The organism is Myxococcus sp. AB056, from assembly GCF_006547365.1.
Lineage (GTDB): Bacteria > Myxococcota > Myxococcia > Myxococcales > Myxococcaceae > Myxococcus > Myxococcus virescens.
This window is the reverse complement of record NZ_VHLB01000062.1, coordinates 32,393-53,762: the sequence shown is the minus strand read 5'-3', so window position 1 is coordinate 53,762 and position 21,370 is coordinate 32,393. Positions and strand designations below refer to the sequence as shown.

Sequence of the window (21,370 nt, the reverse complement as noted above, 5' to 3'; positions counted from 1 at the left end):
GGGTGGGGCGGTGGCTGACTCGAGGCGGTGGTCCAATTTCGTATTCGCCGGGCTCTTTGCCCTGGCGCTGATTCTCTTCTCCAGGATTCTGCTGCCGTTCCTGATGCCGGTGTTGCTGGGCGGCTTCCTGGTGGTGCTGTTCATGCCGGTGCAGGACTCCCTGTGCCAGAAGCTGGGGGGCCGCAAGTCTCTCAGCGCCGGGGTGTCCACCGTCACCGTGTTCGTCCTCATCCTGGCGCCGCTGGCGCTGGTCGGGTGGATGGTGGCGCGGGAAGTGTTCCAGCTCGTGGGCCAGGCGCAGGTCCTGTTGGAGCAGCAACACCTGCGTCACCCGTTCCTCGCCAGCCTGCCGCTGGGCCTGGAGCGCTATCTCCGGCTGGACGTGGACAGCGCGGAGACGGAGCGGGCGCTCCTGGCCGCGATGACGGGCGGCGCGTCGTTGCTGCGCGACGTGGCGGCGGCGGGCACGGACCTGGTCATCAACCTGTTCCTGATGTCCGTGGCCATGTACTACTTCTTCCTCGACGGGCGCCGGCTGGTGGCCGAGGTCATGCGGCTCATCCCGCTGGACAGGCGCTACTTCGAGGCCTTCGCGCGCGAGTTCACCGACGTCGCCTACGCCATCATCTATGGCAACACCGTCACCGCGCTCATCCAGGGCGCCGTGGGCTTCGTCGGGCTGCTCATCGCGGGGGTGCCGCATGCCGGCGTGTGGGGCGCGGCCATGGTGCTGGTGGCGCTGGTGCCCGTGGGCGGCACGGCCCTGGTGTGGGGGCCCATTGGCGTGGTGCTCATCGCCGCCAACCAGGTGAGTGAGGGCGTGTTCCTCCTGGCCTGGGGCGCCTTCCTGGTGGGCAGCATCGACAACGTCATCCGGCCCCGGCTGTGTGGTTCGCGCATGGCGCTGCACCCGCTGCTCGTCTTCCTGTCCATGTTCGGCGGGCTGGCCGTGTTCGGGATGATGGGCCTGCTGGTGGGGCCGCTCATCGCCTCCATCTTCATGGCCATGGTCCGCATCTACCGCCGGGACTTTCTGGGCATCGGCCGCGCCGAGCACCTGTCGGCCCATGACGAGAACACGTCGGAGCCTCCCGTGTCCGAGCCCGCCTCCTCCCGCATGGCTCCCGCGGCGCCGGCGATGGGACCCGCCGCGACGCTCAACGCCTGAACGGTGGGAGAACCGCCGAGCCTGGACTTCCCCAACGGGGTGGGTGAACCTCCCTGGGGAATGACGACCGCCCGACACTCGATGGTTCGCTGGGGGCTGTGGTGTGCCCTGGCGGTGGCACTGGCCTCGCCGCAGGCCCTGGCCGCCGCGGCGAAGCGGAAGGACTCGGGACCGGCGAAGCCGAGCGTCGTGGTGCGGGAGGTGGAGGGAGATGCGCGGCAGCGGCAGGCCCCTTTCCTGGAGGTGGCGCTGGATACGGGCTCTGGCGGCACGGTGGGAGACGCGCCGGCGCGCCCGCCCCTGGCGCGGCTGACGTTGGGGGGCACGACGACGTGGCGCAACGCCTGCGCGCGGCCCGGCGTGAAGTCCTGTGGCGAATATGACCGGCTCCCGGCGAACGAGCGCCTGGGGGACACGGTGAGCTATGCGTCGTCGGTGCCGTACCTGGGCATCGCCGCCGAGCTGGAGCTGCTGCCGCTGGCGAACAGCGAATCCCTGCTGCGCGGCCTGGGCCTGTCGCTGGGTTACCGGCGCGGCTATTCCTCCACCAACGTGACGCTGGCGAGTGACGCCGGCCGGTCGACCACGCGCGAGGCGGTGGCCACCGACTCGGTGCTCACCGCGCAGGCGCTGTACCGCTACTTCTTTGGCATGGGGGAGGCGAACGCGTCGCTGGGCCATGCAGGGCTGCGCGCGGGCCTTCTCACCCGCGCCTTCGACGTGGACGCGTCCTCCAACAGCCCGCTCACCGGGACGCACCGCTTGTTCCCCGCCGTGGGGTTGGAGGTGTCGGTGCCACTGCTGCGCTGGGTCCGGCTGGAGGGCGCGGGTCAGTTCTTCCTGAGCCCGAAGCCGGGCAAGGGCCTGGGTGCCGGCAGCGCGGCGCTGGACGCGGAGGTCAGCGACTACGGCACGTCGGTGTCCAGCTTCGGCTGGGAGGCGGAGCTGGGCGTCGGGGGCGACATCTGGGGGCCCTTCGGTTACTCGGTCCGCTTCCGCCTGTCCCGCTTCCAGGACACGTTCTCCGGCGCTGGCACGAAGCTGGGCTGGAATGAGGGCGGTGTGGCGGCGGAGACGTACTCCAGTCTGCACTGGGGCATCACCGCGTCCTACTGAGGCGCGTTGCCGGCTCCCACTCCGGCGCGGCGGAGGCGTAGGGTGCGGACATGTCCGAGCACGTGTCCCCCCAGGAGCTGCGCAGGAAGTGGAAGCTGGCGAACGCGGAGCCGCTGGAGGGCGGTCACCGGCTCGAGGCGTACCGCGCGCTGGCGCAGAGCTGTCCCGCGTTCGTTCCCAATCTCCTGTCGTTGAGTCGCACGTTGCTGGCCGGCCGGCACGAAGCGGCGGCCCCGGAGGCCGCGGTGTCCGAGGCCGAGCAGGTGCTCCGCTCCGCGTCGGACGTCTCCGCGGGGGCCCCGGAGCCCCTGCTGGCGCTGGGACACTTCCTCGTCTCGGTGCGACAGGCGCCGGATGAGGCGGAGCGCGCCTTCTCCTCCGCGGCCAGCGCCGCGATGGCCTTGCTGGAGGAAGCGTGGGCGGGGTGGATTCACGCGCTGGGCGCGCAGGGACAACTGGAGGCGGCGCTGGAGGTGGAGGAACGGGCGCTGAGCCTCTTTCCCAGCTCCAAGGCGATTTCTCAGGCGGTGGCGTTCGCGCGAGCGCAGTCGGAGGCGCGCTGATGCGGGTCCCACCACGTCAGGGCATGCGCTCCAGCGAACTCCGGCCGCCGGCCCGCACGGCCTGACGGTGCTGGGCAATCCGGTTGCGAGCCCACTCCGGGGCCAGCTCCAGCTCCTCCGGGAAGAAGAGGTCTTCGCCCAGCCCTTCGACGAGCACCTGGATGAGCGGGTCATCGGGGTACTGCGTGGCCGGGTCGTCGAACACCAGCCCCACGACGATTCCCGTCTGGCCCAGGAAGCGCTGGCTGATGGTGCCGTCCGCGGAGTGCGGCACGACCTTCACCTTCGCGCCAATGCGCACCGGTGCACCGTCCACGTCATGACAGATGATGAGTGAGGGGTCCTGGATCATGGCGCGTAGGAACGGGGCTTGAGCGACTTCGAGATGACCACCAGCACGACGGTGATGACGACCCATGCGAGCAGGTGGTGGGAGAGGACGTGCCGCCAGTCCTGCTCACAGGCGAGCTCTCCGAGCAGCGCGCCCGTCGAGCCCACCGACAGGCCCGCCACCACGGCGCGCAGCGGCTGGAAGAAGGTCCCGCGCAGCGCGAACAGCGCCACCACCAGCGGCACCACGCCAATGGCCAGGTGACTGACGGTGCAGACCCAGCCCGGGAGCGATGGGGGACTGTGCGGCGCGCCCCGTGCGAGCACCAGGGCCGCCGCGCTGACCACCGCCAGACACACGCCCAGCCGGCGCATCCAGCGGCCCTTGGGAGACAGCGCGCCCCAGGCGCACACCGCGCTGGTTCCCACCAGCATGGCCAGCAGGGGCGCGCGTGCCAGGAGCAGGGAGCCGGTGACCGCGCCCACCGCGAGCATCACCCCGGCCGCAAGCAGGCCCAGTCCCGCCGACGCCGCCATCAACCAGACGGCCTGCGTGCGCCAGCGCCGCACTGGACGACGAAGCGCCAGTTCACCCCGGGCCGCGGCGAGCACGCGCTCCAGCGCGGCGCTGTCCTTCGCGGGCGTCTGGGTGAGCAACGAGTCCAGGTCCATCGGTGGCTTCATCGCACCACCTCCAGCTCCAGCTCGCCCAGCAGCTCGCGCAGCTTCTCGTAGCCCCGGTGCGCCCGCAGCCGCGCGGCGCCAGGGCTGATGCCCCGCAGCGCGCCAATCTCCTCGAAGGACCAGCCCTCCACCTTGCTGAGCACCACGGCTTCACGGTGGTCCGGGTGGAGTTGTTGCAATGCGTCCAGCAGGTGCCTGCGCAGCGACGGGTCGCTGTCATCCGGCGCCGGGGATGCGGGCGTCTCGGTGTCCTCCTGGGATGCATAGGCGTCGACGTGCCGCTGATGCCTCAGCGCGTCGCGCGCGGCGTTCGCGGCAATGGTCATCAGCCAGGGGGTGAAGCGGGTGCCGGGCTCGTAGCGGCCCCGCGAGCGGATGACGGACAAGAAGGTGGCCTGGAGCAAATCTTCCGCGAGCGCGCCATTGCGCACCATCCGGGCCAGGAAGCCTTGGACCCGAGGCGCGTGCCGCGCGAAGAGGTCCTCGAAGGCGTCCTGTGCTCCGTCGCGAAACCGTTCCATGAGTGCTTCGTCCGTTTGGCTCCGCATCACCCGACTCCTCTACGGGCCACCTGCGAAAGTGTTTCCGGCGGTCGTGATTCTCGAGGTTCGGTGGGGAAAGCTCTGGAAAGTCACGGGGTTGCGAACGGCGGCAACATCCCGTCCTGCCCTGGAGGGCGAGGCCGTTAGTGTTGGGCGCGGAGGCACCTCGGACGCGTGGACCATTGGAGCATCGAAGGCATGGGGGCGGGGTTGGTGGCAAGCCTGCTGGCGGGCACGGCGACGGGACTGGGCGCGCTGCCGGTGCTCGTCACCTCGGAGCTCAGCCGGAAGGCCCAGGACCGGATGTTGGGCTTCAGCGCGGGCGTGATGCTGGCGGCCACGTCCTTCTCGCTGGTCATCCCCTCGATGGAATTGGTGAGAGGGCAGGGCCATGACGGGCCTTCGGCGGCCCTGCGCGTGGCGGCGGGTGTGTTGCTGGGTGGGCTGTTCCTGCGCGTGTGGCACGACCTGATGCCGCACGAACACGTGCTCAAGGGGCACGAGGGCCATGGCGGCGCGAAGTGGAACAGCGCGCTGCTGTTCGTGCTGGCCATGACGCTGCACAACTTCCCGGAAGGCCTGGCGGTGGGCGTGTCCTTCGCCGCGCCGCAGCCGAAGCTGGGTCTGTCGGTGGCGCTGGGCATCGGCGCGCAGAACATTCCCGAAGGCCTGGTGGTGGCGCTGGCACTGCGAGCCACGGGGGCGTCCGCGTCGCGCGCCGCGTTCCTGGCGCTGCTCACCGGTCTGGTGGAACCGGTCGGAGCGCTGTTCGGCCTCCTGGCCCTGTCACTCAGCTCCGCGCTGCTGCCGTGGGGACTGGCCTTCGCGGGCGGGGCGATGCTCTATGTCATCAGCCACGAGATGATTCCGGAGAGCCACCGCGGCGGCTTCGAGCGCGAGGCCACCACCGGCCTCATGTGGGGCTTCGTGCTCGCGCTGGTGCTGGACATGTCGCTGGGCTGACGCGGCCCGGGGGGACTACGCGGGCAGCAGCACCAGTCGGGCAATCTCCGGGGGCGCGCCCACGCGCATGGGTGGGCCCACGAAGCCACAGCCCCGGCTGACGTAGATGAGTGAGTCGCCCGTGCGGCTCAGGCCCGCGTTGCGGTCTCCCCAGATGAGGTCGCCCATCAGGTTGCCCGGGAACATCTGTCCGCCGTGCGTGTGCCCTGAGACTTGGAGCCCCACGCCGCGCCGGGCCACCTCGTCGAAGTTGGACGGCTGGTGCGCCAGCAGCACGGAGGCGCGGTCGGGCCGCACGTCGCGCAGCGCCGCGTCCAGGTCATAGCCGCGCTCGCCCATGCGGTGCGCGCTCCAGTCGTCCACGCCCGCCAGTTGGAAGGATGCCGCGCCGTCGCCAATGGACACGGAGCGGTTGCGCAGCGTGCGGATGCCCAGCCCCTCCAGGAAGGCGACCCACGAATCGGCGCCCGAGTAGTAGTCGTGGTTGCCGGTGACGAACCAGGTGCCGTACCGCGCGCTCAGCTTCCCCAGGCCGGCGGCGAAGACTCCCAGCGCATTCACGGAGCCGTCCACCAGGTCCCCGGTGATGGCGATGACGTCCGGCTTGAGTGCGTTGGTGCGGGACACCAGCTCATCGATGAAGCGGCGCTGAATCACCCCGCCGATGTGGATGTCGGTGAGTTGCACCAGCGTGAGGCCTTCCAGCTCGCGCGGCAGGTGGGGCAGCCGCACGGGGATGTCCCGCACATCGGGTGGGTGGTACGCGCGCCAGCCGCCGTAGGAGCTCATCGCCACGCCCGCGAGCCCCGCGCCCACCGCGAGCCCCTGACCCAGCAGCGCCCGGCGCTCCGGCGACGCGGGCGCTGTGGGGGCCGTCGTCTCCGCGCGTGCCTTGCGGCGCTCACGCCACGTGGCCAGGGCCCGTACCATGTCCACCGCCAGGGTGAACATGAGCAGGTAGAGGACCAGGCCAATCCACAGGAGGAAGACGATGCCCAGGCGCCGGGCGCCCTCGGAGGGCAGCACGGAGCCAATGGCCCGCGCGCTCAGGGCTCCGACGAAGCCCACGGCGAACAGCCCCTGGGCGGTGCGCCGCAGCCACTTGCGCTTCGTCACGTCACGGACGAGCCGGCGGTAGAGATAGACATGGCCCACCAACAGGACGGCGAGCACGGGAACGAAGAAGAGGAGCAGGCTGACCCAGCGTGGCATCGGGAATCCTGCATAACGAAAGCGTTCCCGCCGCGCTCCAGGATTCCAGGGGAGCAGGCGGGAAGGCGGCATGGGCACACCCCTGGCCCCTTTCCCACGCCGCCGCGCCGGGGCAGGCTTCGCCATCCCGCGAGGCCGATTCCCGGTTCACGCACCCCTTCGAGGTCGTCATGCTCCGCTCCCTGCTGGTTCCCATGCTCCTGGCTGTCTCGCTGCTCGGCTGTGGCGACGACGAAAGCGTCAACCCCGACTCGGGAGACCCGACCAAGGTGACGTACGCGGAGTCGCTCAATGTGAACCTGGCCGAGATGACCCGGCTGGAGAGCGGGCTCTACATCCAGGACACCTTCGTCGTGGAGGATGGCGCGCAGGCCGAGGCGGGCAAGCGCGTGCAGGTGCGCTACACGGGCTACCTGCCGGACGGCCGCAGCTTCGACGCCACCGGCAACGGGCCCGCCATCGGCTTCACCCTGGGCGTGGGGCAGGTCATCGCGGGCTGGGATGAAGGCATCGCCGGCATGCGCGTGGGGAGCCGTCGTCGCCTCGTCATCCCGTCGTCCCTGGGGTATGGCGCCACCGGCTCGGGTAGACGGATTCCGCCGTACACGGTCCTCATCTTCGACACGGAGCTCGTGTCCGTCCGCTGACGGAGGCGAGGAACTCCGCTCGCCGACGTGCTATAGGATTTCCTTGTCTTCCGGGAAGTTCGGGTCGGCGTGGACCGGCCTGGAGGTTCGTGGTGACCCGGAATGGGGGAGGCGAGCGATGTCGCGGTCCGAGGCGGAGATGAGTTTGGAAGGCCCCCGAGCAGCAGTCCCGGGGGAGGGCGCGTTCCACGGGCTGCTCATGCAGCCGTCGTCCGAGGTGGCGGCGCAGCTCTACGAGGAGCTGGGGTGCTCCCAGCGCGAGCGGCTGCAGAAGGAGGCCGCGCAGGCCGCGGTGGCGGAGCGCCAGCGTCTGGCGGAAGTCCTGCGCCAGGCCCGCGACTTCTCGGGCGCCGCGCGCCTGCTGGATGGCTGCGGCGCCGCGGCCCTGGTGGCGGAGCTGTACGTCCAGGGCGGGCGTTACGTGGACGCGGCGGAGGCGTACCTGCGCGCGGGTGAGGTGGAGCGCGCCGCGGCCGCCTTCGAGCGGGGCGGCGCCATGGAGCGTGCGCTGGAGGCCTACCGCGGCCTGGGCGCGCGTGAGGCCATGGCGCACTGCCTGGTGCGCCTGGGGCGTCCGTACGAGGCGGCGCAGCTCTACCGCGAGCTGGGCCAGCCGCACGCGGAGGTGGAAGCGCTCGCGAGCGTTCCCTCCGGTGACCCGCGTCACCTGGAGTCCGTGCTGCGGATGTGCAAGCTGCTGGATGGCGAGGGCTTCACGCGGCGTGCGCTGGCGCTCCTGGCCGACACGGTGCGCGGCACGGAGTCGGCACGGGGAGACCCGGCGCTGGCGGCGGAGAAGGCCCGGCTGCTGCGCCGCCTGGGCATGGACGCAGAGGCCGAGGCCGTCATCGCGCGTCTGCCCTCGAACGCGGCGGCGCCGGAGTCCAATGGCTACCACTACCTGAAGGCCATCCCCATCTTCGGAGAGCTGTCGCTCGAGGACATGAAGGACCTGTACCGCGTGGCGCGGCAGGTGCTCATCCCGGCGGGCGCGGTGCTGCTGGAGAAGGGCTCGCCGGGCAGCGGCCTCTTCGTGCTCCTGGAGGGCGAGGTGGACGTGTTCAGCGGGCCGGAGACGGACGCGCGCCGGCTCAACACGCTGGGGCCTGGCGCCTACCTGGGAGAAATCTCCCTGGTGCAGGATGCCCCGGTGTCCGCCCAGGTCCGCGCGCGCACGGCGGTCCGCGCGCTGCGCGTCACCCGCGCGGGTTTCCAGCACTACCTGGACACGCATGACGCGGCGGCGCTGCGCATCTTCCGCCTCTTCACGCACAACCTCGCGGCGCGCGTGCGGGCGCTCAGCACCTGACAGCGCGCATGTCTGTCATTCCGGGCTCGCGTATTCGCACCCGCGCCCGGATTGACAACACGGTGTCTGTGCTTTATTTCAAACGCATCATGAGGCCCGTCTTCTTCAACGTCCTGCTGTGTGCGCGCACGTTCGCGCCGGCGGCGGACGTGTGCCTCGCCCCCCGTCACGAGGTTCTGCTCGACATTTGAGTTGGCGGACCGGTGTCTCCGGCGCGCGGGTTGGCTGGTTCCCGTGTGCCGTGAGCCCTGGCTCCGCCCTCTCTCTTGCCGCGTCTTCGTGCGTCCTCACGCGTCCCTGAGCGGGCCTGACGTGCCCCTCCGGCGAGTCGCGCGTGCGTGCCGCTGAGGCGTTCGCGGCGTCATCCCTTTCTTTCAACCAGCGCCTCAATTCAACCCGCGGGCCTCGCTGCTCGACGGGAACGGGAGTCCTTCATGTCTCGCCACACACGCATCGAGCGGTACCGCAACATCGGCATCATGGCGCACATCGACGCGGGGAAGACGACGCTCACCGAGCGTGTCCTCTTCTTCACCGGTCGTATCCACTCCGTGGGCGAGGTGCACGACGGAGCCACGGAGATGGACTGGCTGCCGCAGGAGAAGCAGCGCGGCATCACCATCACCTCCGCGGCCACCACCGCGTTCTGGCAACCCCGGCAGGGGATGGGCGCGGGTGTACCCCACCGCATCAACGTCCTGGACACCCCAGGGCACGTGGACTTCACCATCGAAGTGGAGCGCTCGCTGCGCGTGCTGGACGGCGCGGTCGCCGTCTTCGACGCGAGCCAGGGCGTGGAGCCTCAGTCGGAGGCGGTGTGGCGGCAGGCGGACCGGTACCACGTGCCGCGCATCGCCTTCATCAACAAGATGGACAAGGTGGGCGCGGACTTCGCCATGAGCGTCGCGTCCATCCAGGCGCGGCTGGGCGCGCGGCCGGTGGCCGTGCAGTGGCCCCTGGGCGAGGGCTCGGAGTTCCGCGGGCTGGTGGACCTGGTGCGCATGCGGGCCGTGATGTTCGACAGGGAGGACGGAAGCTTCGTCGACGGCCAGGCCGTGCCGGAAGCCGTGCGCGCGGAGGTGGAGGCGCAGCGGCTGCGGCTCATCGAGGCGTGCGCGGACGAGGACGCCACCGTGCTGGAGAAGTTCGTGGACGGGCGGCTGGAGGACATCACCGCGGAGGACCTGGAGCGCGCGCTTCGCTCGGGCACCCTCGCGCGGACGCTGGTGCCGGTGCTGTGCGGGTCGGCCTTCAAGAAGAAGGGAGTGCAGATGTTGCTGGACGCCGTCGTCAACTACCTCCCCGCGCCGTCGGACATGCCCGCCGTGGAGGGCTTTGTCCCGGGCAAGGAGGAGCGTGTGTCCCGGCCCGTATCCGATTCGGGGCCGCCTTGCGCCCTGGCCTTCAAGCTCATGAGCGACAAGGCCGTGGGCGGCATCGTGTTCCTCCGCGTCTATTCGGGCACGCTGCGCGCGGGCACCGTCCTGCTCAACCCCGCCACCGGGCGGCGTGAGCGGGTGGGGCGCTTGATGTTCATGCACGCCAACCGCCGCGAAGAAGTGGCGGAGGTCCATGCGGGAGACATCTGCGCGGCGCTGGGCCTGAAGGGCGTGCGCACGGGCGACACGTTGTGCGACCCGGCGGAGCCCGTGGTGCTGGAGTCGCTGGGCGTCATGGAGCCCGTGGTGCAGCTCGCCGTGGAGGCGCGCTCGCCCGCGGAGCTGACGAAGCTGGAGGACGGCCTGCACCGGCTGGCGGCGGAGGACCCGTCGCTGCGTGTGGGCGTGGACCCGGAGAGCGGCCAGGTGCTGCTGTCCGGCATGGGTGAGCTGCACCTGGAGGTGGTGGTGGACCGCTTGAGGACAGAGCACGGCGTGGAGGCCCGCGTGGGCCAGCCCAAGGTGGCCTGGCGCGACACGCTCCGGCGTCAGGTGCGGCAGGAGTACCGCCACGTCCGCCAGTCGGGCGGGCCCGGACAGTACGCGTACGTGGTGCTGGACGTGGGGCCGGCGCCGCGTGGCGCGGGGCTCGTCTTCACGGACGACACGCGCGGGGGCACCATTCCCAAGGAGCTGGTGCCCGCCATCGAGAAGGGCGTAGCCGGGGCCATGGCCCGAGGCGTGCGGGACGGCGTGCCGCTGGTGGACGTGGAGGTGCGGCTCTTGGATGGGGACACGCACGTGCGTGACTCCACGCCCCAGGCCTTCGCCGTGGCCGGCTCCCTGGCGCTCCAGGCGGCGGCGCACAGGGCGGGCGTGCAGCAGTTGGAGCCGGTGATGGAGGTGGAGGTCACCACGCCCGAGGAGTACCTCGGCGAGGTGTTGGGAGACCTGGCGGCACGGCGGGGGCGGGTGCTGGGCATGGAGGCGCGCGGCGTGGTGCGGCTCGTCTCCGCGCGGGTGCCCATGGCCAGCCTCTTCGGCTACGTCACCGGGCTGCGAGGCCGCACCCAGGGCCGGGCCCAGGCCAGCATGCGTCTGGGCGCGTACGAGCCGGTGCCAGAGGCACTCCAGGCCTCTTACACGGCGGAGGCCCGGGCCTGAGGTGAAGGGCGGGCCCGGGAGCCAGGAGTGGCTCCCGGGGCCTGTAGGACATTCCGGGTCTTTCGACTTGGAAGGAACTGCACCCTGTACAAATGTCCATCAGGGGCCACAAAACCGGAAAGCAAGCCGTTGATTTCACGGGACTTCCGGGACGGGAAAGTGCAGGGTCCCGCGCCGATTCTCCGGAATGGGCAGGGGAGACCCCCTGTTCCCATCCGTTCCCAAAGCGGTTCGGCCGGCCGGGCCCGACCGCGCACCGCCAGGCGCCCCGGACATACGTCCGACTGGGCGCGCTGCGCGGGCTTCCTCCCCTGGGGAGGAGGCGGGCTCACTTCAACGTCAGGAACCCATGACTTTCGACGATCTTCAGCTTCACGACACCCTCCTGCGCGCCGTCAAGGCAGAGGGTTACACCACCCCCACGCCCATCCAGCAGAAGGCCATCCCCCACGCGCTGGCCGGGCGGGATGTGCTCGGCGTGGCCCAGACGGGCACGGGCAAGACGGCGGCCTTCGCGCTGCCCATCCTCCAGCGGCTGTCCGCCAAGGCGCCCGCGGGCGGGGCGCGCCCGGTGCGCTGCCTGGTCCTGACGCCCACGCGCGAACTGGCGGGGCAGGTGGGCGACAGCTTCGGGACCTACGGCAAGGGGCTTCCCCTGCGTCACGCCGTCATCTTCGGTGGCGTGGGCCAGAATCCGCAGGTCCAGATGCTGCGCAGTGGCGTGGATGTGCTGGTGGCCACGCCGGGCCGCCTGCTCGACCTGATGGAGCAGGGCTTCGTGTCGCTGCGCTCGCTCGAGGTGTTCGTGCTCGACGAGGCGGACCGCATGCTCGACATGGGCTTCATCCACGACGTGCGGCGCGTCATCAAGGCGCTGCCGCCCAAGCGGCAGACGCTGTTCTTCAGCGCCACGCTGCCCCCGGACATCGTGGACCTGGCGCGCAGCATCCTCACGGACCCCATCCGCGTGGAGGTGACGCCGGCGTCCAGCACCGCGGAGACGGTGAGCCAGCAGGTGTACTTCGTGGAGCGCGAGCAGAAGCGCGGGCTGCTGACGCACCTGCTGAAGGAAGGCAACATCCACCGCGCGCTCGTCTTCACCCGCACCAAGCACGGCGCGAACCGGGTGGCGAAGCAGCTGGAGGGCGCGGGCGTCAGCTCGGCGGCCATCCACGGCAACAAGAGCCAGAATGCCCGTGAGCGCGCGCTCGACGAGTTCCGCTCCGGGACGCTCCGCGTGCTCGTGGCCACGGACATCGCCGCGCGCGGCATCGACATCGACGGGCTGAGCTACGTCGTCAACTACGACCTGCCCAACGTGCCGGAGCAGTACGTGCACCGCATTGGCCGCACGGGCCGCGCGGGGGCCAGTGGCACCGCGGTGTCCTTCTGCGACGCCGAGGAGCGCGCGTACCTGCGCGACATCGAGCGCACCATCCGCCGCAACGTGCCCGTGGTGGAGGACCATCCGTACCGCTCGGGCCAGCCCGCGCCGCGTCCCGTGAGTCATGCGTCCGGCGCCGCGCCGGAGGCCCGTCCTTCGGGCAACGGTGGGAGGCCCCAGGGCACGCCGCGTCCCGCGGGCAACGGTGGTGGAGGCGGACACTCCGCGGGGGCTTCGCGCCGCCGCCGGGGGGGCCGTGGTGGCGCTGGCGGCGGAGGCCGTGGACAGGGCCGTCCCGAGGGTGGCCGCTCGGCGCAGGGCTCGGGTGGCTCCGGTGGCAACGCCAGCCGGGGTGGCCAGGGCGGTTCCAGGGGTTCGGGTGGCGGCCGTCCCGCGGTGGCGCAGGCTCCTGCGAAGGCCCCCGAGGCCTCCCCGCTTCCTCCGCGTCGCCCGTCGCCCAAGTGGTTCTGAGCGGCTGAGGCCAGGCGGCGGCTCCGGCCCGCCGTGAAGTCCAGAAAGGGAGCTCGCGCCAATGGGGCGGGCTCCCTTTCGCATGTCAGTGGAGGACCATCAGCGCCATGGAGCCGAAGGCGAGCGCCATGGCCAGGATGCCCCAGCGGAACCACTTCTGCGTGAGCAGCAGGTAGTCATCGAACGAGGCCCCGGTGTCGCCGAGCGCCTCGGCCATGGCCAACTGCCGCGCCTGGATGGGGCGCAGCGTGAGCTGCCAGACGATGCCGCACAGCATGAAGCAGACCTGTCCCGCGGCAAGCGCCGGGTTCGTCCACAGGGGGATGTCCTGGAGGTGCGCGCGCAGCATGCCGGTGGCGGCGAGCGCGAAGACGCTGGGCACCAGCAGGTACTTGTCGGTGAACTGCACCAGCCGCAGGGCATAGACAATCACCCGAGGCTCGCGCGTCCTGTCCGCGAGCAACCGCCACACGGCCGTCACGACGATGTCGCCCAGGAACACCACGACGGCGATGAGGTGCAGGAGCTTCAGGACGTTGTGGACGTTCATGGGGCGGGTGTCGGACTGGGAATGAGCGCGAGCAGGTGCTGGGCGAGCACCGCCGCGTGCGGGTCGCGGAGCAGCGACAGGTGGGTGCCAGGGACGGGGTAGGCCGAGCAGGCCTGCTGCGTCAACTGGCTCCAGCCGAGCGTGCCGTCTTGCACGAGCGCGTCGAGCGCCGCCGTGCTGGGGCCACTGCGGTCCTCCGCGCGGAACACCGCCAGGGGCACCGGTTGTCCACGGCGGGGCCGGTAGTTCAGGGCGTCATGGGCCCGCGCCACGTTGAGGATGCCCTGCACGTGGACGGGCTGCGCGCCTTCGGGGAGGACCGCCGCGGCCTGGAGCCGTGCGACGAAGAACTGGAGCCGCTCGGCTTCGCCCATGGCGCGCACTTCAGGCAGGGCGAGGTCGATCTTCACGTTGAAGAACGCCTCCATGATGCCGGCGAGGTGGAGCATCCACTGCGCCGTGTCCCAGCCCTCGCCCTGCGGCCGGGTGACGTCGGGGAAGGGCGCCAGGGTATCCAGCATGGCGACGACGCCCACCTCGCGTCCGCGGGCCTTGAGCTCCTGGGCCAGCTCGTAGGCGATGTGTCCGCCCATGGAGTGTCCACCGACGGAGTAGGGGCCTTCGGGCTGCATGGCCAGGATGGCGTCCGCGTACCACGTGGCGATGGCCTCCACCGTCTCGTGAGGTGGCACGTCGCCATCCAGGCCCTGCGGCTGGAGGCCGAACACGGCGACGCCTTCCAGGTGTCTGGCGAGGGACAACAGGTAGAACGGCGTCGAGCCTCCACCGGGCACCAGGTAGAGCACCGGCGTCCGGTTCGAGTTCGCGGCGCCGGCGGCCATGAGTGCGTGGGCCTCGGGGGTGAGCGGCACCAGCGGAGAGACGGCCGCGTTCTCGGTCCGGAGGACCGCCGTGAGCTGCGCGGGCGTCGGGTTCCTGAACAGGGACACCAGCGGAAGCGGGCGGTCCAGGCGCTTCTCCACCGCGAGCTTCATCTTGAGCGCCAGCAGCGAGTGGCCGCCCAGGTCGAAGAAGCTGTCGTGGATGCCCACGGCGCGCACGCCGAGCACCTCCTCGAAGAGCCGGACCAGCTCCAGCTCCAGGGCATCACGCGGCAGGCCCTCCAGGGCGGTGACGCGCGCGTCGGCGAGCTCCATCGCGCTCAGCGCTCGCGTGTCCACCTTTCCGTTGGGCGCGAGCGGCAGCGCGTCCAGGAGGACGAACTGCCCAGGCACCATGTTCGCCGTGAGCTGCTGCTCGACGAAGCTCCGGAGCTCGGTGGGCTCGGGGCGCTGCGCGGACGCATGGGGCACCACGAAGGCCACCAGCCGGGAGTCTCCACCCGTGCCGCGCACCAGCGCGACGGCTTCACGCACCGCCGGGTGCCGGGCAATGGCGGCTTCGACCTCGCCCAGCTCGATGCGATGCCCGCGCAGCTTCACCTGCCGGTCGGCGCGGCCCACGAACAGGAACGTGCCATCCGCCAGCCGGCGGACCACGTCACCCGTCTTGTACATGCGCAGCGTCGGGCCTCCAGGGAAGGCGTGTTCGATGAAGCGCGACTGCGTCAGCTCCGGGCGATTGAGGTATCCGCGCGCCAGGCCGGGCCCCGCGAGATAGAGCTCTCCGGGGACACCCTCTGGGACAGGGCGAAGCCTGCCATCCAGGATGAGCGCCTCCATCCGGTGGATGGGCAGGCCAATGGGCTCGGTCGGGCCATGCGTGCCCACCTGTCCGGGAAGGCACCGGTGCGCCAGCGAATCGATGGTCGCCTCTGTCGGTCCGTAGAGGTTCCACACTTCCGCCTTCGAACGGCTGAAGAGCGTGGCGACGGTCGCGGAGGGCAGGGGCTCTCCACCCACGCAGACGCGCCGGAGCGCCGGGAGGTTCGCGAAGCTGGGCTCCTCCACCAGCGCCGTCAGCAGCGAGGGCACCAGTTGGAGCACGGAGACGTCGCGCTCGCGCAGCACGCGGGCCAGGTGCTCCGTATCCGCGCCAAGGCCGTGCGGCGCCAGCACCAGCCGGGCGCCCACCATCAGCGGCGCGAACAGCTCCCAGACCGAGGCGTCGAAGCTGAGCGACGTGCGCTGGAGCACCCGGTCCTCATGTCCCAGCGGCATGGCGTCGTCCATCCACGCCATGTGGTTGGCCAGGGCGGAGTGCTCAATCAGCACGCCCTTGGGCTGTCCCGTCGAGCCGGAGGTGAACAGGCAGTACGCCAGCGCGCCGCTCCGTGGCTCGAACGACTCCAGGGTGTCGTCCCCGAGCACCACCACGTCGGACCCCGGGAACCGCGAGGTGAGGTGCGCTTGCGTGACGACCACCCGCGCGCCGCTGTCCTCGAGCATGAACGTCAGCCGCTCGCGAGGGTAGGCTGGGTCGAGCGGGACGTAGGCCGCGCCCGCCTTGAGGATGCCGAGCAGCCCCGCCATCATCCCCACGGAGCGTTCCACGGCGAGGGCCACCAGGGAGCCCGGCGTGACGCCGCGCTGGACCAGCGTCTGGGCAACGGCGTTCGCGCGAGCCTCCAAGGCCGCGTAGGTGAGCGTGCCGTCCTCGGCCTCGACGGCGATGGCCGTCGGCGTCTTCGCCGCCTGGGCCGCGATGACCTCGTGCACGGCGGGAAGGGACGGTGTCGCCTCCGGTGCGCGAGGCGTGAGCCGGGCACGCTCCTCGGCGCCCAGCAAGTCGACATCCACGACCTTCAACCGCGGTTCGGCGGCCAGCCGCGTGATGAAGCCCGTCAACTGGCGCACCATCGCCTGGATGCGCCAGGCGTCGAAGAGGTCGCGGTCGTATTCCAGCACGCCTTCGAACCCCTGGGCCGTCTCGGACAGCGTCAGGGTGAGGTCGAACTTGGCGGCGCCGCTGGGGATGGCCACCGGGGTGACCTCCAGGCCCGGCAGCGCCATCTTCGCGGTGTGCGTCTGCTGGTACGCGAGCATCACCTGGAAGAGCGGACTGGTTCCGAGCACGCGCTCCGGCTTGAGCACCTCGACCAGCTTTTCGAAAGGGACGTCCTGGTGCTCATGGGCGTCGAGCACCTGGCGGCGGACGCGCTGGAGGAGCTCGAGGAACGTGGGCTCGCCGCCCAGGTCGATGCGCAGGGGCAGCGAGTTCACGAAGAACCCGATGAGCGGCTCCGTCTCCGCGATGCGGCGGCCGGCGAACGGTGAGCCGATGACTACGTCATCCTGCCCACTCACCCGGCCCAGGTAGGCGCCAAAGGCGGCGAGCAATGCCATGTAGGCCGTCACCCCTTGCTCACGGCAGAGCGAGGTGAGGGCCTGGGCCACGTCGGGCGCCAACGCCAGCGGCTCGGTGGCACCCCGGTGACTCCGGACCGCGGGCCGGGGCCTGTCAGTCGGCAGGTCCAGCACGGCGGGCGCACCCGCGAGCGCCTTGCGCCAATGGCCGAGCTGATGCTCCCGGGCCTGGCCGTTGAGCCAGCTCCGCTGCCACGCCGCGTAGTCCGTGTACTGGATGGGGAGGGCTGGAAGCGCCAGGGGCTCGCCCCGGACCTCCGCGGCGTAGAACGCGGAGAACTCACGCATCATCACGCCGAAAGACCAGCCGTCGGACACGATGTGGTGCATGGCCACGAGGAGCACGTGTTCATCGTCCGCGCGCTTGAACAGGTGCACGCGCACCACGGGGCCCACGTCCAGCGCGAAGGGCCGGGCGGACTCCTCGGCCAGCCGCTGGTCGAGGCTTGCCGCGCCGGCGTGGCGGAGGTCCTCTGTGGTCAGCGTGAGCACCGCGTCGGCCACCCGGGCCACCGGAAGACCGTCGACGAGCGGGAAGTTCGTCCGGAGGACCTCATGGCGCTCCAGCACGCGCTGGAGGCTCCGTCGCAACGCAGCCTCGTCCAGCGCGCCGCGCAACGTGAACGCGATGGGGATGTTGTAGGCCGCGCTCTCTCCTTCGAGCTCGGCGAGGAATCGCAGCCGCTCCTGCGCGAACGAAAGGGGCCGGTCCCCGGGACTCGTCAGCCGGACCAGCGGCGGAAGCTGGGGTGCGGCCTCCTTGGCGGCAATCAGCGCCGCCAGTGCCGTCAGCGTCGGCTGCTCGAAGATGGCGGAGAGGGGCACGTCGACACCGAACGTCCTCCGCACGCGGCTCATGACCTGCGCGGCCAGAAGCGAGTGCCCGCCCAAGTCGAAGAAGTTGTCCTCCGCGCCAATCGGACGGCGCTCCAGGAGCGATTCCCACAGCGAGGCCAGCGTCTGCTCGGTGGGCGTACGCGGGGGCACGAAGCGCGTCTCGCTCGCGGACGCCTCGAAGCGCGGCGGCGGTAGACGTCGCTTGTCCACCTTGCCGCTGGACGACAACGGCAGCTCCTCCAGGTGGATGAACTGCGCGGGCACCATGAACTCCGGGAGCTTCTTCCGGGCGTACTCACGGAGCGCGTGCACCTCCACGGGCTGGGCCGAGACGACATAGGCAATCAGCGTCTTCACGCCCCCCTGGGCACCCGCGGAATGAACGTTGGCCACGGCCTTCGCCACACCGGGGTAGGAGGCCAGCACCGCTTCGATTTCACCCAGTTCGATGCGATAGCCACGGAGCTTGACCTGATGGTCGATGCGCCCGAGGTACTCGAGGTTGCCATCCTTGCGCCAGCGGACCAGGTCTCCGCTCCGGTACAGCCGTGCGTCGGGCTTGAACGGATGCGGGATGAACTTCTCGCGCGTGAGCTCCTCGCGGTTCAGGTAACCGCGGGCGACACCGACGCCTCCGATGTGCAGCTCGCCCGGGACGCCAATGGGCAGCAGTGCGCCGTGGCGGTCCAGGACGTACCCCTCCAGGTTTAGGGCGGGGCGCCCGATGGGCGGAGCACCCGGGTCGTCCTGTCGGCAGTGGCCGAGCGTGCTGATGATGGACACCTCGGTGGGGCCATAGGCGTTGACGAACTGGACGCCGGGCCGCGCCCACGTGTGGACGACCTCTGGCGGAAGGGCCTCTCCCGCGGACGTCAGCATGCGAAGCGCGGGGTACTCGCGGTCGGTGGGGAGCGCCGCATACGACGTCGGGGGCAGCACCATGTGCGTGACGCCGTGAGCCAGCAGCACCTTGGCCAGTTCGTCGCCCGCGAGCAGCGTGTCCGCAGGGGCCACCACGAGCCGGCCCCCGTTGGTCAGGGCCATGACGATTTCCCAGGCCGAGACGTCGAAGGAGATGGAGGAGAACTGGAGCATGACGCAGCCCGCGTCGGCGCCCAGCTCGTGCCGCTGCATCTCGATGACGTTCGCGAGCCCCCGGTGCTCCAGAATCACGCCCTTGGGTCTGCCCGTGGAGCCCGAGGTGTAGATGACGTAGGCGGCGTTCTCCATGCGAACGCCACTGTCGGGATTGCCGGTGGGCGCGGCATCCGCGGGCTCGTCCAGCCAGAGCGTGCGCACCTGCGGCGCGCGCCACTTCTGCTCCGCCGCATGGGTGCTCACCATGAGCGCGGCGCCCGAGTCCTCCAGGATGCCGTCGAGTCGATCCTTCGGGTACGAGAGGTCGAGCGGGACGTAGGCCGCCCCGGCCTTCCAGATGGCGAGCAGGCCGATGAGCATCTCGAACGACCGAGGCACGGCCAGGGCCACCAGCTTCTCCGGGCCGGCGCCCATCGCGATGAGCTGGTGCGCGGCGCGGTTGGCCCGGCGGTTCAGCTCGCCATACGTGAGCCGCTCTTGCCCCAGTTCGAGCGCGAAGGCATCCGGCGTTCGCTCCGCGTGTTCCTCCACGAGCCGGTGGGCCGGGACGTGGCGCGTGGGCGCCACCACGCGCCCCTGGGTGAACGCGGCGACGACGCCGCGCTCCTGCTCGGGGAGGAGCGCGAGCTCTGACAACCGCTTCTCCGGATGCGCCACCGCGTCGGCGAAGAGCACCTGGAGGTGGGCGACCATCCGCTCGATGCGGTCCGCGTCGAAGAGGTCCGTGCTGTACTCGATGACGCCGGACAGCCCTTCGCGCGTGGGCTCGAAGCTCAAGGTGAGGTCGAACTTCGCGCTCTGGATCTCCAGGTCGATGGGCTCCAGCGCCAGCCCCGGAAGGCTCAGGTGGCCCTCCGGGGTGTTCTGCAGCATCAACATCACCTGGAACAGCGGGGCGTGGCTCAGGTTCCGCTCGACGCCGAGCGCCTCGACAATCTTCTCCAGGGGAACGTCCTGGTACGCGTAGGCCTCCAGCGCGGAGGCACGGACGCGCGCGACGAGCTCCTCGAAGGTCGGATTGGCGGACAGGTCGATGCGCAGTGGCAGGGTCCCGACGAAGAAGCCAATCAGGGACTCGAGCTCCGCGCGGTCGCGGTTGGCCACGGGCGTGCCGATGACGATGTCATCCTGCCCGGTGATGCGCGCCAGGTAGGCCGCGAAGCCGCCCATGAGGACCATGAAGCTGGTTCCACCCGTGCGCAGGCTCAGGGCCTCGATGGCCTCGCTCAGCGCCTTGCCCAGGGCGATGCGCTCGGTGGCGCCGCGCATGCTCGTCCGGGGAGGACGAGGCCGGTCCATGGGCAGGTCCAGGGCCGACGGCGCGCCATGAAGCTTCTTCCGCCAGTGGTCGAGCCGCTGCTCCAGCACCTCGCCCTGGAGGTGCCGCCGCTGCTGGTACGCGAAGTCCCGGTAGTCGACGGGGAGCTCCGGCAGCGTCACCGGCTGGCCGGAGACACGTCCGGCATAGAGCTGGGAGAGCTCACGGACGAGCACGCTGATGGACCAGCCGTCACCGACGGTGTGATGCATCGTCGCGACGACGACGTGTGCCGCCTCGTCGAGCCGGAACAGCTTCGCGCGGAACAGCGGGCCGTTCGTCAGGTCGAACGGTCGCGTGGCCTCCTCCGCGATGAGCAGGCGAAGCGCTTCGGGGGACGTCTCTCCCAGGGTGACCTGCTCGAACGGAACGCCCTGGTTCGCCCGCGGCTCTTGCCACACGCGGCCATCTCGCTCGACGAAGCGCATCCCGAGCACGGGGTGCCGCCGGACGATGTCGGACAGGCTTTCCTGGAAGGCACTGACGTCCAATGTTCCCGTCAGCCGCAGCGCCATGGGCAGGTTGTAGGCCGCGGTGCCGGGGTAGAGCTGATCCAGGAACCAGAGCCGTTCCTGGGAGAATGACAGCGGAATGGCGGCGCCCTCGGGCGCCGGTTCAATCCGGGCAAGCGTCAGCGTCTGGCTTCCCCGGCGGGCATCGAGCACCCGGCTCAAGGAGGCGATGGTCGGATTCTCGAAGAGGTCGGAGACGCGGAACGCAGCGTCCACGTCGCCGCGAATCCGCGCGACGACCTGCATCGCGAGCAGCGAGTGCCCGCCCAGTTGGAAGAAGTCCTGGTCCCGCCCGACAACGCCGCGTCCCAGGACCTGTTCAAAGGCCCGTGCCACGGCCGCCTCCGTGGGCGTACGAGGCGGCTCGGACGGGCTCTCGGTCTGCACTGGCGCGACGGGGGCGGGGAGCGCACGGCGCGCGACCTTGCCACTGGGCGTCCGGGGCAGCTCGGGCAACGGCACGAACAGCGCGGGAACCATGTACTCGGGCAGGTCCCTGGCGAGGAAGTCGGGCAGCTCGGCCAACCGCACCGTCTCCGGGACGACGTAGGCCACCAGCCGCTTCTCGCGCGTGGCATCACCGTCGACGATGACCGCCGCATCGCGGACATCGGGGTGGGCACACAGGGCGCGCTCAATCTCGCCGGGCTCCACACGGAAGCCGCGAATCTTGACCTGGTCGTCCGCGCGGCCGAGGAACTCGATGCTCCCGTCCACCGTCAACCGGCCAAGGTCCCCGGTCCGGTACGCCCGCACGGGGGGAGACAGGGGCAGGTCGACGAAGCGCTCGGCGGTGAGGTCCGGCCGTGACAGGTAGCCGTCGGCGAGGCACGTGCCCGCCAGATAGAGCTCTCCGG

14 protein-coding genes (1 of these 14 only partly in view) are annotated in these 21,370 nt (G+C 70.7%); 8 read left to right on the top strand and 6 right to left on the bottom strand.

Annotated elements, in window-relative coordinates; translation table 11 throughout:
• Positions 1–10 precede the first annotated feature (10 nt).
• From FMP39_RS24715 to FMP39_RS24705, 3 genes are read left to right on the top strand one after another with little or no spacing between them, the layout of a single operon-like run.
• A complete protein-coding gene (locus FMP39_RS24715; RefSeq protein WP_141592672.1) occupies positions 11–1,168 on the top strand; it encodes an AI-2E family transporter in 1,158 nt (385 codons plus the stop codon).
• A gap of 60 nt (positions 1,169–1,228) precedes the next feature.
• Positions 1,229–2,284 (top strand): hypothetical protein, encoded by a 1,056-nt coding sequence (locus FMP39_RS24710; protein ID WP_228558299.1) that lies wholly within the window; start codon positions 1,229–1,231, stop codon positions 2,282–2,284.
• Between the two features lie 50 nt (positions 2,285–2,334).
• Positions 2,335–2,847: a hypothetical protein gene (locus tag FMP39_RS24705; RefSeq protein WP_141592670.1), complete on the top strand. Its 513-nt coding sequence runs from the start codon at positions 2,335–2,337 to the stop codon at positions 2,845–2,847.
• A gap of 16 nt (positions 2,848–2,863) precedes the next feature.
• On the opposite strand, the gene FMP39_RS24700 is transcribed toward FMP39_RS24705, so the two are convergent.
• From FMP39_RS24700 to FMP39_RS24690, 3 genes are read right to left on the bottom strand one after another with little or no spacing between them, the layout of a single operon-like run.
• Positions 2,864–3,199 (bottom strand): Carotenogenesis protein CarS, encoded by a 336-nt coding sequence (locus FMP39_RS24700; RefSeq protein ID WP_141592669.1) that lies wholly within the window; start codon positions 3,197–3,199, stop codon positions 2,864–2,866.
• On the bottom strand, positions 3,196–3,861 hold the full coding sequence (locus FMP39_RS24695) for a DUF1109 family protein (RefSeq protein WP_141592668.1): 666 nt from the start codon (positions 3,859–3,861) through the stop codon (positions 3,196–3,198). The genes FMP39_RS24700 and FMP39_RS24695 overlap by 4 nt, the downstream gene beginning before the upstream one ends.
• Positions 3,858–4,409, bottom strand: coding sequence for an RNA polymerase sigma factor (locus FMP39_RS24690; RefSeq protein ID WP_141592667.1), 552 nt, complete (start codon positions 4,407–4,409; stop codon positions 3,858–3,860). The genes FMP39_RS24695 and FMP39_RS24690 overlap by 4 nt, the downstream gene beginning before the upstream one ends.
• A gap of 192 nt (positions 4,410–4,601) precedes the next feature.
• On the opposite strand from FMP39_RS24690, the gene FMP39_RS24685 reads away from it, so the two are divergent.
• The gene (locus FMP39_RS24685; RefSeq protein ID WP_194858550.1) at positions 4,602–5,366 is read left to right on the top strand and encodes a ZIP family metal transporter; all 765 of its coding nucleotides are present in this window, start codon (positions 4,602–4,604) and stop codon (positions 5,364–5,366) included.
• Between the two features lie 15 nt (positions 5,367–5,381).
• Here the strand turns inward: FMP39_RS24685 and FMP39_RS24680 are convergent, their stop codons facing one another.
• The gene (locus tag FMP39_RS24680; RefSeq protein WP_141592665.1) at positions 5,382–6,578 is read right to left on the bottom strand and encodes a metallophosphoesterase; all 1,197 of its coding nucleotides are present in this window, start codon (positions 6,576–6,578) and stop codon (positions 5,382–5,384) included.
• A gap of 170 nt (positions 6,579–6,748) precedes the next feature.
• On the opposite strand from FMP39_RS24680, the gene FMP39_RS24675 reads away from it, so the two are divergent.
• From FMP39_RS24675 to FMP39_RS24655, 4 genes are all read left to right on the top strand, one after another.
• Positions 6,749–7,225, top strand: a complete 477-nt coding sequence (locus FMP39_RS24675) for an FKBP-type peptidyl-prolyl cis-trans isomerase (RefSeq protein WP_228558298.1) — start codon at positions 6,749–6,751, stop codon at positions 7,223–7,225.
• Between the two features lie 118 nt (positions 7,226–7,343).
• Complete coding sequence (locus FMP39_RS24670) at positions 7,344–8,534, top strand: cyclic nucleotide-binding domain-containing protein (protein ID WP_141592663.1); 1,191 nt, start codon at positions 7,344–7,346, stop codon at positions 8,532–8,534.
• A 434-nt stretch (positions 8,535–8,968) separates the two neighbouring features.
• A complete protein-coding gene (gene fusA / locus FMP39_RS24660; protein ID WP_141592661.1) occupies positions 8,969–11,077 on the top strand; it encodes an elongation factor G in 2,109 nt (702 codons plus the stop codon).
• A gap of 349 nt (positions 11,078–11,426) precedes the next feature.
• A complete protein-coding gene (locus FMP39_RS24655; protein WP_141592660.1) occupies positions 11,427–12,932 on the top strand; it encodes a DEAD/DEAH box helicase in 1,506 nt (501 codons plus the stop codon).
• A gap of 85 nt (positions 12,933–13,017) precedes the next feature.
• Here FMP39_RS24655 and FMP39_RS24650 read toward each other — a convergent pair whose 3' ends face one another.
• Together FMP39_RS24650 and FMP39_RS24645 are read right to left on the bottom strand one after the other, a co-directional pair.
• Positions 13,018–13,482 carry a DUF2269 domain-containing protein gene (locus tag FMP39_RS24650; protein WP_141592659.1) on the bottom strand — a complete coding sequence of 155 codons (465 nt, stop codon included), beginning with the start codon at positions 13,480–13,482 and terminating at the stop codon, positions 13,018–13,020.
• Positions 13,479–21,370, bottom strand: partial view of a non-ribosomal peptide synthetase gene (locus tag FMP39_RS24645; RefSeq protein ID WP_141592658.1) — the 3' portion only. It continues 5,542 nt past the right edge of the window; 7,892 of the gene's 13,434 nt are visible here — the last part of the coding sequence; the start codon falls outside the window, past its right edge — the gene reads right to left on this strand; it ends in the stop codon at positions 13,479–13,481. Before FMP39_RS24645 ends, FMP39_RS24650 begins: the two co-directional genes overlap by 4 nt.

Coding starts and splice junctions, on each gene's coding strand:
- FMP39_RS24700 (WP_141592669.1), bottom strand. CDS start 3,199: ATGATCCAGGACCCCTCACTCATCATCTGTCATGACGTGGACGGTGCA.
- FMP39_RS24650 (WP_141592659.1), bottom strand. CDS start 13,482: ATGAACGTCCACAACGTCCTGAAGCTCCTGCACCTCATCGCCGTCGTG.
- FMP39_RS24680 (WP_141592665.1), bottom strand. CDS start 6,578: ATGCCACGCTGGGTCAGCCTGCTCCTCTTCTTCGTTCCCGTGCTCGCC.
- FMP39_RS24705 (WP_141592670.1), top strand. CDS start 2,335: ATGTCCGAGCACGTGTCCCCCCAGGAGCTGCGCAGGAAGTGGAAGCTG.
- fusA (WP_141592661.1), top strand. CDS start 8,969: ATGTCTCGCCACACACGCATCGAGCGGTACCGCAACATCGGCATCATG.
- FMP39_RS24685 (WP_194858550.1), top strand. CDS start 4,602: ATGGGGGCGGGGTTGGTGGCAAGCCTGCTGGCGGGCACGGCGACGGGA.
- FMP39_RS24710 (WP_228558299.1), top strand. CDS start 1,229: ATGACGACCGCCCGACACTCGATGGTTCGCTGGGGGCTGTGGTGTGCC.
- FMP39_RS24670 (WP_141592663.1), top strand. CDS start 7,344: ATGTCGCGGTCCGAGGCGGAGATGAGTTTGGAAGGCCCCCGAGCAGCA.
- FMP39_RS24695 (WP_141592668.1), bottom strand. CDS start 3,861: ATGAAGCCACCGATGGACCTGGACTCGTTGCTCACCCAGACGCCCGCG.
- FMP39_RS24675 (WP_228558298.1), top strand. CDS start 6,749: ATGCTCCGCTCCCTGCTGGTTCCCATGCTCCTGGCTGTCTCGCTGCTC.
- FMP39_RS24655 (WP_141592660.1), top strand. CDS start 11,427: ATGACTTTCGACGATCTTCAGCTTCACGACACCCTCCTGCGCGCCGTC.
- FMP39_RS24690 (WP_141592667.1), bottom strand. CDS start 4,409: ATGCGGAGCCAAACGGACGAAGCACTCATGGAACGGTTTCGCGACGGA.